Below are 17,442 nucleotides of genomic sequence, written 5' to 3'. Positions count from 1 at the left end.
GTCTGGCAGCGCGCTGGCGACATCATCCCAGATTTGGCTCGGGGCTGCTGGAAGGGCTGTAAGCGCCGCGCATGGTACCGATGCGAAGCGTGATTGCACATTGCCGTGAGGAATTCCTGAAGTCCAACGCCCGCGAGCGCGGCAATCTGCGCACTCCACTGACTCCGCTAGAGAGAATCGAAATGCCATCATCCGTCAATTTCAAGCCGGACATCATCAACCCAACAGCGCTGACCACGGAAATTCTGGGTTGGCAGCAAGGTGACCCTCGTCAGCAAGCGTGCGTCGAGCGAACGTGGAACCCCGGGGAGATTCTGGCATGGCTGATAAAAGGCAGCATTCAGCAGAACATCGATGCAGTAAAGAATTGCTCCGAGCTCTACGGAACCTTGGAGCTTTCACGGTTCAATGAAACCGCTATCGCTCTGACCCGCCCCGGGGAAGGGTTGGGAACCCTACAGGTCTATAACCGGTATTGCGCGCCATTTGCCACCGCGGTGGGCATGGGGCTCGCGCTTTTAGCGGCAAGCAATGTAAAAGCATTGATGTCGGAGCGCTTCGCTTCATGGCTACGCCCGGAACACTGGATGCCACGGAATATGGCAGGGAAATCCGCGCAGCCAACGGAGTACGACACCTGGCGCGAAGCGCAGGAGATCCATCTCTCTCTAGACGAGCGCCGGGCAAACCGACAGTACGATGACGCACTGAGTCTGACTCGCAAACCCAATCCCGACCGGCCGTTGGCGGACATCGAAATCGCCCGTGCTTTGGTCGTTCATCTGTCGAATACACCGCAAGACACCGATCTGAAAAGTCACCGAGTCACACAGCTATGCGCCTTGTTAGCGCATGGTCTTGGCTTCTCTTTGGACGCTGACTATGCGAAGTCGATTTTCCTCGACACACACCCGCACACGCTGATTCAGCACAACGACTCGTTCGCATTGCTTCACGCCTTGTTAGCCCCCGATTGGGAACACGACAAAGAGGGCGCGCCGACGTTTTCGGTGCATCCGGTGGATGTGCAATTGTTCGACCCCGAAGAAACCACGAGCGATCTTCTGGCGCCCTACAGGGCGATCGACGACGATTCGGCATCACCCGATTCAAGCGCGACCCGTGCGCGAGAAATCCGCGAATCGCGGGAACGTCTCACCGACAAAGCGGCCCTCGAGCGTGTGCGCTCGCGTGTTGTGACGGGTATTGCCGCGAGCGTTCGCCACGAATGCGACCGTACGCCCCTCGGCTGGCGTGTGACGGCGAAGATTGAACTGATCATCGCGACATCCACCGACATGACTTACGGGGAGATGCTCGAGCGATTGGGCGTTGCGGTGATGGGCGATATCTCGGTACGAGGCTACTGGCGCTGGGATGGCGATCCCCCAGACGACGAGTACGGGCCTGCGCCAGCGTCGATGCCCGAGCACGTGGCGAAGTGGCTGGTACGCGTGCTCGCCTCGGAGCCCGAGCTGCCGGATATGACGGATACGCAGACCTCGTCACTTGCGGCCAGCTTGACGGCACTCGCACGTATGGATACCCCCGCATCGCTTGGGGTCGGTTCACCCGAGTGGAACGACCTTGTCAAAGGCGTGGAAATCATCGGCGAGCGCCACTGGTACGCATCGTTTGCCCAGGTATGTCACGCAGGCAGAACTGGAGAGGTGCCGCCATTCGATGCGCCGGGGGGCGACGATGGTAACCCGCCCGATCAGCCGGGCCCCTGGCGCAAGAAGCCCCCGCGTTCGTCCAAATCACGCCATAGGCGCACGCAAAGGTAATGACGCCATAGCTAATCGCGTTAGAACCAAGCTCCGCCGATCAACCCCGCCACACTCCCCGCGGCGAGCCACCAAAGCGGATGCACGCGGGTGCGGATCGCCAGCACGGCCACGCTCGCGGTGATGCCTGCCAGCAGCCACGACGTGGCCGACGCTTGCGCAATCAGCGCTGCACTCGCCGCAACGAGCCCGGCCGTCATCGGCATCAATCCGGCCTGAACGATGCGCCGCCACGGTCGGTCTTTGAAGCGTTGCCACAGATGCAGCACGAAGATCGTGATGAGCGACGATGGCCCGAACTTCGCCAGCGTGGTGACGAGCATGCCCTGCCAACTCGCCACATGCCAGCCCACAAGCGTGACGATCATGAGGTTCGGGCCGGGGGCGGCTTGCCCCAGCGCGAACAAGGCGCTGAATTCTTCGGAGGTCATCCAATGATGAATGTCGACGACCTGACGCTCCATCTCGGGCAGGATAGTGTTGCCGCCACCGAACGCGAGTACGGACAACTGCGTGAAGATGAGCGCAAGGGAGATGAGCGTGCTCGTCATTGCGAAACCCTCCACGTGGCGTAAATCGAGAGCGGCGTCATGATCAGCATGGTGAGCACGAGCGGCACACGCAGCACGGCAATCATGATGAAGCACGCTGCCGCCACACCCGCCAACACAACGGACTTGCGCAGCGGCCACGACACTTTCCACGCCATCTGAATCAGCAGACCGGCAGCAGCTGCGGCAAGCCCAGCGAAGAGATGCTTCACGTGCGGGTCGTTCTGAAAGTGCTGATACACCATGCCGAGCATGATGACGACGGCAGACGGTGCGGCAATCAAGCCGAGAATCGAGGCGAGCGCGCCGCGCCAGCCGTGAAAGCGCATGCCCAGCGCGACGGACAAATTGATGATGTTGCCGCCGGGTAGAAACTGACACAGCCCAAGCAAATCGGTGAATTCGTGCGGTGTGAGCCAGCGGTGCTTCTCGACAATCATCCGACGCGCCAGCGGCAGCGCACCGCCGAATGCCGTCATCCCCAAACCGAGAAAGCCGAAGAAAAGCTGGCGAATGCTGGGGATGACGATGTCGTTACCGTCTGAGGTAACGGTAGGGTTGGTGGAATTCGTGGAATCGGTGTGAGGTGCCGAAGCGTCAGGTGGACGCGTCGCCGAAGAGGCGAGCTTGGCGGGCGGAGCCGGAATTTGCATGACGGGATCTTTCTAAAACTACAACAGCCGTGGGGGCCGCCCGGCAGGAGGTGACATCGCTGAGGGGATGCACGGGCGCCGCGCGGGACACCGTCAGAGTAGGTCGGATGCGCTATATTGTCCAATATATGGAAGTGACTTGAATCATATCGAACCAATATGGCAAATATCGACATCCGCCTGCTGCGCTACTTCATTGCGGTGGCCGAAACGGGCCACATGACGCGCGCCGCCGAACGGCTCGGCATTGGGCAGCCGCCGCTGTCACAACAAATTCGTGTGCTGGAGACGCAGCTTGGCGTAACACTGTTCGACCGCCTGCCGCGCGGCATGGCCCTCACCGACGCGGGGCAGGCGTTTCTGGGCGACGCCTACGACGTCGTGCGCAAGCTCGATCAGGCGGTCGACGACGTGCGCCGAGTGGCGGCAGGGGTGAAGGGGCGCTTGGCCGTGGGCTTCACGAGTTCGTCGGCGTTGCATCCGTTTGTTCCCGCAGTGATTCGGGCTTTCCGCGCCGACGCCCCGGCGGTGTCGCTCATGCTCGACGAGAGCAGCACGACGGAACTCATCGACGGCCTGCGCGACGGTCAACTCGATGCGGTGTTCATTCGTCAGCCACTCGGCGACATTGCGCAAATTGCGATCATGCCGGTGTTGGAAGAACCGATGGTGTTGGCGGTGCCGTCGTCGCATGCCCTCGCGCTCAAGGGCCGCGCTGGAAAGGCGGCCGTGCCGCTGACCGAACTCTCGGCGGAGAAGCTGATTCTCTATCGGCGCCGCACAGGGCAAGGGTTATACGACGCGATCATTGCTGCCTGCCACGGGGCGGGCTTCAGTCCAAACATCGAACAAGAGGCCCCGCGTCTGCCGTCGACACTCTCGCTGGTCGCCGCCGGTCTGGGCGTGTCGATCGTTCCCGCGTCGCTCATGCGCATGCAGGTGGAAGGCATCGTCTACCGGCCACTCACACCTGCCCCGCGCGCGCCGCTGCATTTCGCGTATCGAGAAGGGGTACTCGCCGGGCCGACCGCGCGGTTGCTCGACCATGTGCGTGCGGCGGCGAAATCGGAAAGTGGAGGGTAGAGGGGGGAGGCGGGGTAGCGGGGCCTAAATCTCACGTGAGCCCCGCGTGGCGCGATGAAAGTGCCCGCGATCGACCTCGCGGGCACTTTCAGGCTCAGAACGCCTTGACCAGTGCCAGCCGGATCAAGTTGCCCTTCGTCGAACCGCCCCCAGCCATGTACTCGGTGTACCCGGCCACCTTCAGGAACAGCTTCTCACTCGGGATCAGCCAGTCGAATTGCACCCCCACCGCCGCTTTGCGCGGGCGCATCGGGCTGGCACCGTCGCCGCTGTCGTTCGAGATCTGCCCTTGGTAGTAACCGACCAGCCCCATCTGGGTCGTCGGCGTGATGTGGCGCGCCACCCCCCACTCGACCACTAACCCGTTACCCGGCGTGATGCCCGTCTGCCGCTGCGAATAGTTTTTCTCGGCACGCATGAGCACCGACAGCGACCACTGCTTTGCCGTATCGGGGTAATAGGTACCGCCGAACGAGAGCATCGTGGACGAATAGCCATTGCCGGGCGACGACGGATCGGTGGCCGAGAACGTGCCCACGTTGAGCCACTGGCCCAGCCCGAACGAGAGATCCCACTGTGCGCCGTGCCAGCCGAGCACCAACGGGCTGACATAGATGTCACCCACGCCGCGGCTGCTTCCCGCGTACCCGATGCCGTTGAACGTGAACGACTTGGCCGTCATCGGCACGATGGCCTCTACGCCGTAGTTCGCACCGAGGAAAGTGGCCTGCGTGATCCAAGCGCCGCGCAATGCCAGCGCGTTGACCGTACCGTCGTTGTTCCCCGGGGCCTCGGTCACGCGATTGATGTTGTAGTTCACGGCGTAGCCGAGGAAATACATGCCAGGGCCCGGCACCGATGCAGCTTGAATGCCTTCGACCCCCGGCACGTAGTGACCCGCTGCATGCGCCGGTGCTGTCATGAACGCCGCAACACTCAACGTGGCAAGTGCGGCAAGCCGGGAAAATGACGTACGCGACGGATGGGATGCGTGCGCGCGGAAGTGCTTTTGATCGTTGTTATGCATTGTCTCCTCCAGAGGTCTGTCGTCAGGCGGCGCTCGTCGGCGCGCTCAGGAAATCGGTCACGAGCCGATTGAAGGCATCGGCGTGTTCCCATTGCGCCCAATGACCGCAGCGCGAGAACACGTGCAGTTGCGCGTCGGCCAGCCCTTGCAGCAACTTCAGGCCGTTATCGATGGGCACGAAGCGGTCGTCGCGGCCCCATGTGACGAGCGTCTTGTGCTTGATGCGGTGAATTTGCGACGACACGTCCCAGCTCGTGACCGGTGCCTGCTTCACGCTGTCGACGAAGTTGCGCAGATGCGAGGGATACGCGGCGATGTTGTCCCAGCGGCCACGCCGAAGCTCCTCGGTGATCGCCGACGGGTCGTAGACGAACACGTCGAGCATGTCGACGAAGTTCTCGTAGCTCGGCGCGGTGTAGAGCTTGAACATCTTGCGAATCCCTTCCTGCGGATTCGGTTGCACGAGGCTGTGTCCCATACCGGCCGGACCCATGAGTACCAGCCGGTCGAGCCGCTCGGGAAACTCGAGCGCGAAGTTCAGCGCCGTCGCCCCGCCAAGCGAATTGCCGACCAGATGCGCGACGCGAATATCCAGCGCATCGAGCAGGCCTTTCACCGCACGCGCGTTGAGCAGACCGCGCTGCACGTCGGAGACGATTTCGCCCGACTTGTTGAAGCCGGGGCAGTCCATCAAGATCACTCGGAAACCGGCGGCAACCAGCGGTTCGATGTTGCGGTAATAGTTGCTCCAGCCGCTGGCACCCGGGCCGCCGCCGTGCAGCATGACCAGTGCCGGACCGGTGCCCGCTTCGTTGTAGTGAATGGTGAATTGTTCAAGGCCGGGGGCGTCGATCGTGACGAACCGGCTCGTGGATGCTTCGGTGAGAACGCTCATGACTTGTCTCCTCTCGATCATAAAAATGGGCGGCTGCGTCTCGCGACGCACCGCCCTTGTCACTTCAGGTCAAACGTACGGAACATTCGCCAATGCCGCCGAGTGTGAGATGCAGAAAGTCGCCCGCCCGCACCGGCACCATCGCCGACAGCGCGCCGGAGAGAATGACCTCGCCAGCCTTGAGCGCGATGCCATGCGCGCCTAGGGTGTTGGCCAGCCACGCCACGGCGTTGACCGGGCTGCCCATCGTGGCGGCCCCGGCGCCCAAGCCGACGACCTCGCCGTTCTTCTCCAGCACCATGCCGCAACTGAAGAGATCGGCGGCTCGCTCGCCGCTGACCGGCACCAAGCGGTCCGACAGCACATAGACGCCGCACGACGCGTTGTCGGCCACCGTGTCGGCAATGCCGATGCGCCAGTCCCGAATGCGCGAGTCGACAATCTCGAAGCAGGCCATCACCCCTTCGGTTGCGGCGAGCACCTCTGCCGCGGATACGCCCGGCCCGCACAAGTCGCGCTTGAGGACGAACGCAATCTCACCCTCGGCCTTCGGCGCGATCAAACGGCTCGCGTCGATCTGTGCACCGCGCCCGAACGCCATGTCGTCGAGCAACATGCCGAAGTCGGGTTGATCGACATCGAGCATGCGCATCACCGCCTGACTCGTGACGCCGATTTTCTTGCCGACGACACGAGCACCAGCCGATACACGGCGCGCTACAACGTGCTGCTGAACGCGGTACGCGTCGTCGATATCGATCGACGGCCAGCGATGCGAGAGCGGTTCGATCGCGCGCGCGTCACGCCAGGCGTCGTACAACGCGTCGCCTGCCGCCGCGATGGCGTTGGCATCGAGCATTGGGTCAGCCCTCCAGCGCGCGCTTGACGAGCGCTTCGCATTCCGCCGTGATCGGGCTGTGGAACCAGCCGATCGCATTGCGCTCCGGATCGCCCGAATACAAACGCTCGTAAAGCCCTGCACGCGAGCCGAACTCGGTGCCGGTCATGTCCCACGCCATCTTCATCAGGCGCAGTCGATCGCGGGCGTTGATGTTGGGGCCGATGAGCCAGCGATCGAGCAACGGGCCAATCTCCGGATGGTTGTAGTCCGCTTCGGTCACGGCGAGCGCGCCCGATCCGGCCGCCATGCGCAGCACTTCGGCCGCCTTGGTGTTGGCGCTCGGGAAGAAGAAATTGAGCGCGGCCATGCCGGCACCCAGCGCGAATTTCGGCTCGCCGCGGCCATCGCCCTCTTGCATGATGTCGCCGCGCTCGAACGCGTTCACGCGCGCGTGCGCCTGCGAAATCACGCCCGCACGAATGGCCTCCGCGACGTTGACCAAGCCGCACAATTCGCCGATGGCAGCCTGAAAACGCGGTGTCTTGTCACGGCCGTTGGCACGCGCGATGGCGGTCGCCAGCCCGGTGAGAAAACGCAACTTCATGGTCGAGCGAGTGCATGCCTGCACGAAGGTGTAGCCCGTCGCGAGCTTCATCATCGTGTTGTAGGCATCGATGTCGCCGTTGACGACGAGACGGTCGTTCGGCACGAACACACGGTCGAACAGCAGGATCGCGTCGCCTTCATCGAAGCGCGACGAGAGCGGACGATCGAACGTGCCTTGCGCGCGGTCTTCGCCACGATCGAACGATTCGCGCGCGAGGATCGACAGGCCCGGAGCATTCATCGGAATGAGGAACGCCAGCGCGAAATCTTCTTCGCCCGCTTTGCGCGGGAAGAAGGGACCGACGTAGCACTCGTTGGCGACCGGTGCGAGCGTGGAGAGCATGCGGCAGCCGCTCACGACGACGCCGTCGGCACGGCGCTCGACAACGCGCACGGCTTCGACGGGCGCATCGGGCTTCGATCGATCCGTTTGCGGATCGATCAGCGCGTGGGTCACCTGAAGATCGTTTTCACGGCAATGCTCGACGATGCGTTGTGCGCGCTCGGCGGCTTCAAATTTGCCCATGGCGCGCAGACCGACCGCCTGATCGAGTAGAAAGCCCGACATGAAGTCGGTCAGGCGTCCCATCAGGCCAAAGGTCGACTGTGTGCGGAAGTGGAAGCATGCCGCCTGTTGACGGAATTCCTCTTGCGTCTTCGCTTCGAGATACGTCTTCGACACGGGCTCGTCGGTCGTCGGCGAGCGATACGTCAGCAGGTCGGAAAGTGCGGGATCGTGCTGCTGATCGTAGAGCGCAGCCATCGTGGCGATCACGCCCTTGAGTGGTCCGTAGGCGGTAACGTCGCGAACGAGCTTGCCGTCGATATAAAGTTTGCGGTTGTCTTGCAGCGAGGCAATGAACTGCTGGCCGGTACGAATACCCATGGTTGTCTCCTTAGTACTTGGGTGTGGGCTTGAATCGGGTTCGGAACAGGTGAGGCAAATTGGGGCGCGCACTCAGGCGGGCGGTGCCCCCGCATCGAGACGGCGGAAGCGGCCGTCGAAATACAACAGGCCGTCTGCGGCGCTGCCGGGCGCGCCGCCAACGCGGCAACTCACGACGTCGCACAGAAAAATCGAATGCGAAGCGGCGGGAATGCGCTCGACGATTTCGCAAGCGAACGCGACGCAGGCGTCGTTGAGCAACGGCACGCGATCGATCTCGTGCCACGTGGCGCTTTCCAAGTTTTCGAAGCGCGCGTCGCCCTTGATGGCGCTCGTGGCGAAGCGCTCGGCGATGTGTTGTTGTGCGCTTGTGAGCACGTTCACGGACAAGCGCCCTTCGGCGGCGATTTGCTCGTGAGCGCTGGCGCTCTGGTTGACGCAGACGAGCAGTCGCGGCGGCTCGGCGCTCACCGAGCACACGGCGGTGGCGGTCAGTCCGGCACGTGCGCCGACGGAACCTGTGGCAATGACGCACACGGCACCGGCAAGGCGGCGCATGCCATGTTTGAAGACGTCGGCTGCCATCGGCGCAAAAGGCACGGCGGGCGCGGTGGGCACGGTGGGGCGTGGTGTGATCGCGGCAGCGATCGAAGCATGCGAGGCGATAGCCATCGGGGGACTCCTGGCGTCAGGACGCACGCCGTCACCGCCGGACTTCGGCGAGTCTGGCGTCTTCGGTCATGCATCGGGTTTGGTTGGGCTGGCGTTACTGACGTAACAAGTGTTAGCGGCGTTAGTCAGCGAGCGGGGCTAGTGGGCTGGATTGCGGTGACCCCAGTCGCTCAGTTGTGCGTAGCGGCGGACTTCCCAATGGGCGTCGTCGACAACGATGCCGCCCGCGCCGAATTCGAGCGCGAAGCCAGAGGGTGTTTTCACGTAGAACGAGAACATCTGGTCGTTTGGGTGATGTCCGAGCTCCATGACGATGGGCAGCCCTGCGGCGACACAGCGGTCGTAGGCGAGCCCCACGTCGTTCATGTCGAGGGCTTCGACCATGATGTGATGAATGCGCTTGGCGTGCGGGAACGGTACGCGCGCGCAGGCGAGCGAGTGGTGACGCCCCGTTGCCGCGTGGAAGAACGCGATGTCGAGCACGACGCCCGGCGCAATTTCACCGCTGATGTAGTCGCTGACCTTCAAGCCGAGCGTGTGGCGGACGAAGGCGTCGGTGGCAGCGGCGTCTTTGGGGACCGCCACGAGATGACCGACGCCGAGGCGCCCGGTACTGAAGCCGCCGCGCATGACGGACGAGCGGAACGGGGCCGACATCGGCGCGCGTGTTGCGCCCACGTAGAACTCGTGACGAATGCCATCGGGGTCTTCGCACCAGAACAGACGCGTGACACCGCGCTGCGCCGCCAACGCGCCGTCGCCGGTTTCCATCGCGGCACCGGCGGCGCGACGCGACGCCACGAAGGCGTCGAGCGCTTCGTCGTTAGCCAACTCCCAGCCAGCGGCGAGCAGATCGTCGGCATCGTGTTTGACGAGCAACATGCGTTGCGCGTAGTCGTCCATGCGCAGCGCCAGCGTCTCGCCAGCGATGCGGTGACCGGCTTGCAAACCGATGACATCCAGCGCAAAGCGCTCCCAGGCGTCGAGATCGCTCACGCCAAGCACGAGGTATCCGAGGTTCGAAATATTCGCCACGGTTTGTCTCCTTCTCACTTCCGTTATCGATGAGCGAGCGCCGTCAGACATGCATCGGCGGCGTCGCATTCGTCCCTTGTTTTCAGGGATGCGTCATCGATATAGCGAATACCGTGCCAGTCTCACGCGTCGTGCTGCGAATCTCACGCGAGACCCCTCGATATTCCACGTTTACCCGTGCTTTGCGCGATGCTGCGCCACTTATCGCCCGGTTTTTGCGATGATCTCGCTCTGCCGCGCAGTGCCCCGTGCGTACGAATTTCGTAATTTCATGAATTCGCGCACGACCGTAGGCGGCGAGTTTTCATAATTTCAGGAAATACCGCCCGCCGCGATTTCCGAAGTCAGCAAGTCGAGGTTGTAGATGCCAGTGTCCCCGCCCCCGAAAGGCATAGCCGTACCCGACGTGCTCGTCGATCTCAAACTTCCGCAAGTCCGCGATCTCGCCAATCGCCTGCGCTTTTCGGTGGCAGAAGGGCGTATCTGGCTGGGCGAACGGCGTGTCGTTTTGCTGCATGCGCAGGCCTTCGCAGCGCTGCGCGACGCGCTGATCGAGACGCTTGGCATGGAGCAGACGCGCATGATCATCACGCGCATCGGCTACGAAGCCGGTCAGCGCGATGCCGAGATGGTGACCAAGATGGGTGGCCCCAACGTCTCCTGGCGCGAGGTGCTCAATGCCGGGGGGACATTGCACGCGTTGCAGGGTTTTCTCTTGCCTGAGCACGCGGGACCGGGATTGGCGGCAGGCGACCTGCACGCCGACGACTATTGCGGCGAAGCCATCTGGAAGGAATCGCTGGAAGACGAGGCGCACATTGCCTCGCATGGCGTGGGTGCGCACGCGGTGTGCTGGAACGCCGTGGGCTACTGCTCGGGATATCTCACCGTCTGCGCGCAACGACAGATCGTTGTGCGTGAAGTCGAATGCCGATCGATGGGGCATGTGCACTGCCGGATCATCGCGCGGCCTGCGAGCGAGTGGGCCGATGCGCAGGAGGATCTTCGCTACTTGCTGCCGCAGGAGCGGCCAGCGCGGGTTCATGTGGCGAGTACGGTGGGCAGTGATGTTGGTGATGGCAGTGGTGACGGCGGCGGTGATGCCACCAGCGGGGCACCGCATCAGCTCCCGCGAGTCGATACGCTGGGTGCTGCTGCGATGGACGATGCTCCCGAATCGCTAGTCACCGGTACGTCGACGGCCTTCACGCTGCTGCGGCATAAGATCGAGCGCGTCGCAGGCACACAGGCGACGGTGCTGCTACTCGGTGAGAGCGGTGTCGGTAAGAGCCTTATCGCGCGCGAAATTCATCGATTGAGCCAGCGCGCCGCGCAACCGTTCGTCGAAGTCAATTGCGCGGCGATTCCGGAGGCGTTGATCGAGTCGGAGCTGTTCGGCGTCGAGCGGGGTGCCTATTCAGGCGCGACCACGGCGCGTGTCGGCCGTTTCGAAGCCGCGCATGGCGGCACGTTGTTTCTCGACGAAATTGCCACGCTGAGCATGACGGCGCAGGGCAAACTGCTGCGCGTGCTGCAAAACGGGCAAATGGAGCGGCTTGGCAGCAACCGCACCGTGACGACCGACGTCCGGGTGATATCTGCCACGAACGAGCCACTCAAGATCGCCGTGCAGGAGGGGCGTTTTCGCGAGGATCTCTACTTCCGCCTCAACGTTTTCCCAATGTTGATTCAGCCGCTGCGCGAGCGCCGCGACGATATTCCCGTGCTCGCAGAAGTGCTGCTGCGCCGGTTCGCAAACCGCCATTCGCGCGCGGTACCGTCAATCTCGCCACGGGCGATGCGCGCGCTGATGCATCACGATTGGCCGGGGAATATTCGTGAACTCGAGAATATGCTGGAGCGCGGCCTGATTATGGTGCCAGCGGGCGAGACACTCGATATCGTGCACCTGACGAGCGTCGAGGACGCACTGAGCGCATCGGCGTTTCTTGAGGTCGGCCGGGACGGGGGACTCACCGAGAACCACGAGCCGCTCTCGGGGGATGTGTCGGACAGCGACTCGCCGGGGCTGTCGCTCGATACGATTGCGGAGGATGTCGTGCGACAGGGAACGATGTCGCTGCCACAGATGGAAGACGCGCTCGTGCGCGCGGCGGTCAAGCAAGCGGGGGGCAATATTTCACGCGCCGCTGGCTTGCTCGGTATCACGCGATCGCAACTCGACTATCGCGTGAAGCGGCTCGGTGATGTGACGTGAAGCGAGGCGACGTGAACCGAAGAAGCGGCTCGGTGATGTGACGTGAACCGAGGTGACATGAACCGAAGCGACGTGAGGTGACGGCCGCGATGCGCTGCCTCCCGCTACGGTCGCGCGCGTCGTCCGTCGCCCGTCACCTTTAAGCCGTAGCCCCGCCTTTCTGTTGCAGCAGCGCTTCGATATGTCCGTGCAGGCCGACGTCGGTCCATTCCAGTTCGCCCATGCGCCAGAAGCGCGCGTTGCCTGCGCGGTCGACGAGATACGTCGCAGGTAGCCCGATCGAGCCGAAACTCTTGAACGCGGTGCCGTCGCGATCGAGCAATACCGTGCCGTCGATCGGCAGTTTGGCGAGGAACGGCTTGACCGTCGGCGGCGACTCTTTCACATTCACCGCGACGAGCGCCAGACCGCGATCGCGGTATTGCCGGGCCACGGCGCCCATGGCAGGAATTTCGTCGCGGCAGGGGCCGCACCACGTGGCCCAGAAGTTGAGCACCACCACACGGCCGCGCCACTCGGACAACGCGTGTTGCTTGCCATCCAGCCCTTCCAGCGTGAAAGCGGGCGTCGCTCCGCGCCACGCCGAGAGCGTGCCGCCCGAGGTACCCGCGAGCGCGCTGTCGTCGACTTCGCCGCCGGGCTTGCCCGGCCCTGCCGCGAGTGCCGGGCTGTCGATGCCAGCCAACGCACCGGCAGTGCCGAGTGCGCCGAGCGTCTGAAGAAAATGACGGCGTTGCATGGTGAAGCTCTCCTTCGTTGTCTGACGCAGTGCAATCAAGCCTTGAGTTCGCGTGCGCTCATGCGATAGCGGAACGCGTCCGGGTCCAGGCTGTCGAGCCGACCCTGTGCCACTTCGCCATTCGGATACATGAGGAACGGTACGGTCCCGTCACGCTTATCTTGTGCGCCCGGCAGCGGCACGTCGGCACCGTGGTTGAACGCGACCCAGTTCATTTCCCACTGACCGAAGAGCATTGCCCGCGCAGCACGCACGCGCAAATCGTCGACAGGCAGGCCACCGGGCACTTCTTCGAGCACGACCTTGCGCACATCGGCCGGATCGACCGGCACCCAGCCGTAACCTGCTGCGTAGAACTCGGCGCGACAGTGCTGCGCACGCGTCACGTCCCCCGCCTTACCCAAGCTGTTGAAGCCGTGATTCGACGCGGCCACGCGCACACCATAAGCGTCACGCGCGGGAATACCCACCGAGCGGACGAGTGCCGTGAAGAGTGCATTGATGTCGGCACACTTGCCCGCGAGATTGCCCGTCGTGAGGATGTAGCGCACGTCGCCCGTGCCGCAGCCGCGCACGGAACCTTCGCGACGGCAGTTGTCGACGATCCACTGGTAAATGGCCTGCGCCTTGGCAACATCGCCGTCTTGCCCGCGCGTGATGCGTTGCGCCGTTTCGCGCACTAAACCGTCGGTCGGCTGCAATTCGGTCGGTTGCAGATAGCGGCGCAGCACCTCGGCCGATTCGCGCGGGGCGTTGGCCGACGGCGGCTGCGACAAATCGACCCGGCGGTCGCGCGTGGTGAACGTGTTGATGAGCGTGACCGTGCGTGCCGGGGCGCCCTGCGCGGGGGCGTCGGGCCAAGCGACGGCGAGCATTGGGACGTCGACGCCAGCCGCGCCGCGCACTTTGCGCAGTTCAGCCTGTGCGCCCGAGGCTTCCCAGCGGGTGCCGAGCGCCTGTTGATACGTGGCAGACGGGGAAATAGCGACCGGCAGCCAGACATTGGCGGGGCCCGCGGAGGCTGGCAAGTCGACTTGCGTCGTCAGTTCGAAGGTGCGCCAGCCATCGGCAGCAACGGGTGCGGTAGGGCCACCGGGCTGTGTGCCAGCGGCTGCGGCCTGGTTCGACACAAACGCAGCAGGGAGCATGGCGGCTGGTACGGTGGAGGCGGCCAGCGAGAGAAAACGACGACGTTGCATGATGGAATCCCCGTCAAAATCAGCGCGCACGGCGCATGGTGGTTGGGAGTTCGAGCGACTGACTTCGCCATGGCGCGGATGGCCGGGCGAAAGCTGCTCCATAATACGTCGACTTTTGGCAAACTGTCGTCATCGCGGCGCAGGGTATATCCGTACCCGCCCACAGACATTGCCGCACATCCCATAACGAATGCCTCCACGGCCCACGACCATGACCGATGCTGCTCAGACACCCCCTGCCACCCCGCGTTTGACGTCGCTCTCGCATGGCGGCGGTTGCGGCTGCAAGATCGCGCCGGGCGTGCTCTCCGAACTGCTTGCACGCAACGAGTCCCCAATGCCCATGCCTGCCGCCTTGCTCGTGGGCACCGAGACGGCGGACGACGCCGCCGTCTATCAACTGAATGACGAACAGGCGATCATCGCCACCACCGATTTCTTTATGCCGATCGTCGACGATCCGTTCGACTTCGGCCGTATCGCGGCGACCAACGCGCTCTCCGACATCTACGCGATGGGTGGCAAACCGATCTTCGCGCTCGCCATCGTCGGCATGCCGATCAACGTGTTGCCGCGCGAGACGATTCGCGACATCTTGCGTGGCGGGGAATCGGTGTGCGCCGAGGCGGGCATTCCGATTGCAGGCGGCCACAGCATCGATTCCGTGGAGCCGATCTACGGTCTCGCCGCGATGGGCGTCGTGCATCCGAAGCGCATCAAGCGCAACGCCGACGCGCAAGCCGGTGACGTGCTGGTGTTGGGTAAGCCGCTGGGTGTCGGTGTGATGTCGGCGGCGCTCAAGAAGAATCAACTCGACGCCGAGGGTTATCGCCGCATGATCGACGCGACGACGCGCCTCAATCGCGTCGGCCCCGCACTTGCCGCGCTGCCGGGCGTGCACGCGCTCACCGATGTGACGGGCTTCGGCCTGCTGGGCCACACGCTGGAAATGTGCCGTGGCGCGAACCTTGCCGCCTATCTGCGCATGTCGGACGTGCCGCTGTTCGACGGCGTGCGCGAGCTCGCCGACAAGGGATGCATCACTGGTGCCTCGGGCCGCAACTGGGCGTCGTACGGCAGCGCCGTGGAGCTGGGCGAGCGCCTCACCGAGCGGGATCGCGACTTGCTGTGCGACCCGCAAACGGCGGGCGGTCTGCTGGTGTCATGCGCGCCGGGTGCGGTCGACGACGTACTCGCCGTGTTCCGCGCCGACGGCTTCATCGAGGCAGGCATCGTCGGTGCCATGCGGCCGGGCCAGCCAGGCGTGCGCGTGATCTGATCCGGTCAACAGCGCACTGAGTAAATCGTCGACCTCGATACCGTTTTTAGCGGCATTCATCTGTGCATCGGGGATGGGGCCCTTGCGCTCCATATCGACGATCGCCTGATTGAGATCGACGTAAGGCCGCAGGCGTCCCTCGTACTCGGCAAACGCGTGCGAGGGGTTCGGCCAGTGCTTTGCCAGTGAGTACGCGAGCACTGCCGCGCCGACCAGCGCGAGGCTGGTGCCTTGCCCGGAGAACGGCGATGCGCAATGCGCGGCATCGCCCGCGAGCGTCACGCGGCCTTTCGACCATGACGGCATGCGGATTTGCGCGAGTTCGTTGTAATGGAAATCGTCCGTCGTGTGCATGGCGTCGATCAGCCCCCGGATGTCTCCGCCCAATGTCTCGCATCGCTGCATGACGAGCCGCTTCTGGGCATCGACGTCGTTGCGCGGCAGGGCGGGCGTGGGAGCCTCGAACCCCACCGCAACGCGTAACGTCGTCTGATCGAGACTCGGGTAGACGATGTAGCCCACGCCGCCTTCGCGATGGCCTAGCTGCCAGTCCTTCAGGTCGATCTGGTTCGGGGTGGTGAACAGCGCGAGGATCATATTCAACGGCCGCACGACCGACGCCTCGTCGTCGAAACACAAACGGCGCACGTTGGAATAAGTGCCGTCGGCGCCAATGACCAGATCGAAAGCGCGCGGCGGATGCTTCTCAAAACTCACCACCACTCGGTCGCCCTGATCGTCTAGCGCGCGGATACTGTCGTCGTAGATCCACTCGATATCGTCGCTGAGCGCGCCCATCAGCACTTCGCAAAGATCGTCGCGGAAAATCTCGAAATCGGCGGTGTTGAGGGGGCCGCCGCTGAAGGTGCGCTCCTCTGTCCGTTCGACTTCATTGCCCTGCGCGTCGAGCATCGACATGCCTTTGAGCCGTGTGCGCAGCGCGCGGGCAGGGGCCAGCAGCCCCATCGCTTCGGTCACATCTAACGCCACACCGCGAATATCGATGGCCTGACCGCCCCGGCGCAGTCCGGGCGCACGCTCGACCACCGTGGTGGCGAAGCCCGCGCGGTCGAGCCAATAAGCCAGCGCCAGACCGCTCACGCCGGCGCCGGAGATCAATACGTTTGCCTTCATGCCTGCCTCTCGTTCGGAAAAGTCGTTCTGGACATCACGGCGCTTGGCGCATCGCCAAACGTTCAATGTTTCCAGTGGAAAGATTTTGACGAAGCCGCCAATTGCCGTCAACATATTTTTCCGTTGGAAACATTGGCCTCGTGTATGACTGAAAAATCAGCAACAAAACCCGCAAGCGGCGGCGCGCAGGGGGCAAAGAAGCGGCCTTACCACCACGGTGGGCTGCCTGAGGCGTTGCTGGCGGCGGCCGAGACGGTGCTCAAGCGCGATGGTTTGCGTGGGCTGACGCTGCGCTCGATTGCGCGCGAGGCGGGCGTGTCGCACACCGCGCCACAGCATCACTTTGGCGATACGGCGGGGGTGTTGAGCGAACTGGTGGCTGACGGCCATCGGCGCATGGCGGCCGCGATGGCGGCTGCGTTGGTGGCTAGCGGCAGCGAGGCTGCGCCGGGGAAGGCGCGCCGCAAGGCGGTGGCGCACGCTTACGTGGATTTCGCGTTGGCGAACCCCGACATGTTCCGGTTGATGGCGCGTAATGAGTTGCTGGATTTGACGCGTCCGTCGCTAAGCGAGGCGCGCAGCAACTCGATGCGCTTGCTAGCGGGGGTGCTGGACCCAGCGCCCGGCGATGCCGAAGGCGACACCGGCCCGACCGAACTGAGCGCCGAGCGTGCCGTTGCCATGGTGGCTGGCTGGGCGTATGTGCATGGGTTGGCGGCGCTGCTGGTCGATCAGCGATTCGCCGGGATGGTACGGCGCACGCCGTCCGTGGCCGATGCGCGGGAGTTGGTGTCGCGCGCGATTGAACAGATGGAAGTGGTACCGGAGCGCTGAGCG

16 protein-coding genes are annotated in these 17,442 nt (G+C 63.7%); 5 read left to right on the top strand and 11 right to left on the bottom strand.

Going from position 1 to position 17,442, the window contains the following annotated elements; genetic code table 11:
* Nucleotides 1-80 precede the first annotated feature (80 nt).
* Nucleotides 81-1,787 (top strand): hypothetical protein, encoded by a 1,707-nt coding sequence (locus PPN31114_RS21450; RefSeq protein ID WP_150681530.1) that lies wholly within the window; start codon nucleotides 81-83, stop codon nucleotides 1,785-1,787.
* A 20-nt stretch (nucleotides 1,788-1,807) separates the two neighbouring features.
* Here the strand turns inward: PPN31114_RS21450 and PPN31114_RS21445 are convergent, their stop codons facing one another.
* Together PPN31114_RS21445 and PPN31114_RS21440 are read right to left on the bottom strand one after the other, a co-directional pair.
* A complete protein-coding gene (locus PPN31114_RS21445; protein ID WP_150681529.1) occupies nucleotides 1,808-2,338 on the bottom strand; it encodes a chromate transporter in 531 nt (176 codons plus the stop codon).
* Entirely contained in the window at nucleotides 2,335-2,991 is a 657-nt protein-coding gene (locus PPN31114_RS21440; protein ID WP_246182680.1) for a chromate transporter, read from the bottom strand. Before PPN31114_RS21440 ends, PPN31114_RS21445 begins: the two co-directional genes overlap by 4 nt.
* A 159-nt stretch (nucleotides 2,992-3,150) precedes the next feature.
* Between PPN31114_RS21440 and PPN31114_RS21435 the strand changes: the two genes are divergently transcribed.
* Nucleotides 3,151-4,074, top strand: coding sequence for a LysR family transcriptional regulator (locus PPN31114_RS21435; RefSeq protein WP_150681528.1), 924 nt, complete (start codon nucleotides 3,151-3,153; stop codon nucleotides 4,072-4,074).
* A gap of 94 nt (nucleotides 4,075-4,168) precedes the next feature.
* On the opposite strand, the gene PPN31114_RS21430 is transcribed toward PPN31114_RS21435, so the two are convergent.
* The 6 genes from PPN31114_RS21430 to PPN31114_RS21405 form a co-directional block, all read right to left on the bottom strand.
* Nucleotides 4,169-5,101, bottom strand: a complete 933-nt coding sequence (locus tag PPN31114_RS21430; RefSeq protein WP_150681527.1) for a SphA family protein — start codon at nucleotides 5,099-5,101, stop codon at nucleotides 4,169-4,171.
* Between the two features lie 22 nt (nucleotides 5,102-5,123).
* A complete protein-coding gene (gene bphD / locus PPN31114_RS21425; RefSeq protein WP_150681526.1) occupies nucleotides 5,124-5,996 on the bottom strand; it encodes a 2-hydroxy-6-oxo-6-phenylhexa-2,4-dienoate hydrolase in 873 nt (290 codons plus the stop codon).
* Between the two features lie 64 nt (nucleotides 5,997-6,060).
* The gene (locus tag PPN31114_RS21420; protein ID WP_150681525.1) at nucleotides 6,061-6,855 is read right to left on the bottom strand and encodes a fumarylacetoacetate hydrolase family protein; all 795 of its coding nucleotides are present in this window, start codon (nucleotides 6,853-6,855) and stop codon (nucleotides 6,061-6,063) included.
* A 4-nt stretch (nucleotides 6,856-6,859) separates the two neighbouring features.
* Nucleotides 6,860-8,329: a 4-hydroxyphenylacetate 3-hydroxylase family protein gene (locus tag PPN31114_RS21415; RefSeq protein WP_150681524.1), complete on the bottom strand. Its 1,470-nt coding sequence runs from the start codon at nucleotides 8,327-8,329 to the stop codon at nucleotides 6,860-6,862.
* Between the two features lie 72 nt (nucleotides 8,330-8,401).
* Nucleotides 8,402-9,001 carry a flavin reductase family protein gene (locus PPN31114_RS21410; RefSeq protein ID WP_150681523.1) on the bottom strand — a complete coding sequence of 200 codons (600 nt, stop codon included), beginning with the start codon at nucleotides 8,999-9,001 and terminating at the stop codon, nucleotides 8,402-8,404.
* 138 nt (nucleotides 9,002-9,139) lie between these two features.
* Complete coding sequence (locus PPN31114_RS21405; protein ID WP_150681522.1) at nucleotides 9,140-10,036, bottom strand: VOC family protein; 897 nt, start codon at nucleotides 10,034-10,036, stop codon at nucleotides 9,140-9,142.
* A 364-nt stretch (nucleotides 10,037-10,400) separates the two neighbouring features.
* On the opposite strand from PPN31114_RS21405, the gene PPN31114_RS21400 reads away from it, so the two are divergent.
* Nucleotides 10,401-12,254 carry a sigma-54-dependent Fis family transcriptional regulator gene (locus PPN31114_RS21400; protein ID WP_150681521.1) on the top strand — a complete coding sequence of 618 codons (1,854 nt, stop codon included), beginning with the start codon at nucleotides 10,401-10,403 and terminating at the stop codon, nucleotides 12,252-12,254.
* 139 nt (nucleotides 12,255-12,393) lie between these two features.
* Here PPN31114_RS21400 and PPN31114_RS21395 read toward each other — a convergent pair whose 3' ends face one another.
* Nucleotides 12,394-12,993, bottom strand: a complete 600-nt coding sequence (locus tag PPN31114_RS21395; protein WP_150681520.1) for a TlpA family protein disulfide reductase — start codon at nucleotides 12,991-12,993, stop codon at nucleotides 12,394-12,396.
* A gap of 35 nt (nucleotides 12,994-13,028) precedes the next feature.
* Nucleotides 13,029-14,192: a transglutaminase-like domain-containing protein gene (locus PPN31114_RS21390; protein ID WP_150681519.1), complete on the bottom strand. Its 1,164-nt coding sequence runs from the start codon at nucleotides 14,190-14,192 to the stop codon at nucleotides 13,029-13,031.
* Between the two features lie 211 nt (nucleotides 14,193-14,403).
* Here PPN31114_RS21390 and selD point away from each other — a divergent pair, with 211 nt between their 5' ends.
* Entirely contained in the window at nucleotides 14,404-15,471 is a 1,068-nt protein-coding gene (gene selD / locus PPN31114_RS21385; protein WP_150681518.1) for a selenide, water dikinase SelD, read from the top strand.
* On the opposite strand, the gene PPN31114_RS21380 is transcribed toward selD, so the two are convergent.
* Nucleotides 15,355-16,605 (bottom strand): FAD-dependent monooxygenase, encoded by a 1,251-nt coding sequence (locus PPN31114_RS21380; protein WP_150681517.1) that lies wholly within the window; start codon nucleotides 16,603-16,605, stop codon nucleotides 15,355-15,357. The genes selD and PPN31114_RS21380 overlap by 117 nt on opposite strands.
* Before the next feature lie 144 nt (nucleotides 16,606-16,749).
* Between PPN31114_RS21380 and PPN31114_RS21375 the strand changes: the two genes are divergently transcribed.
* Nucleotides 16,750-17,439: a TetR/AcrR family transcriptional regulator gene (locus PPN31114_RS21375; RefSeq protein WP_150681516.1), complete on the top strand. Its 690-nt coding sequence runs from the start codon at nucleotides 16,750-16,752 to the stop codon at nucleotides 17,437-17,439.
* The last annotated feature ends 3 nt before the right edge of the window (nucleotides 17,440-17,442 follow it).

The organism is Pandoraea pneumonica (assembly GCF_902459645.1).
In the GTDB taxonomy this organism is placed as follows: domain Bacteria; phylum Pseudomonadota; class Gammaproteobacteria; order Burkholderiales; family Burkholderiaceae; genus Pandoraea; species Pandoraea pneumonica.
This window is presented reverse-complemented; position numbering and strand designations above follow the sequence as displayed.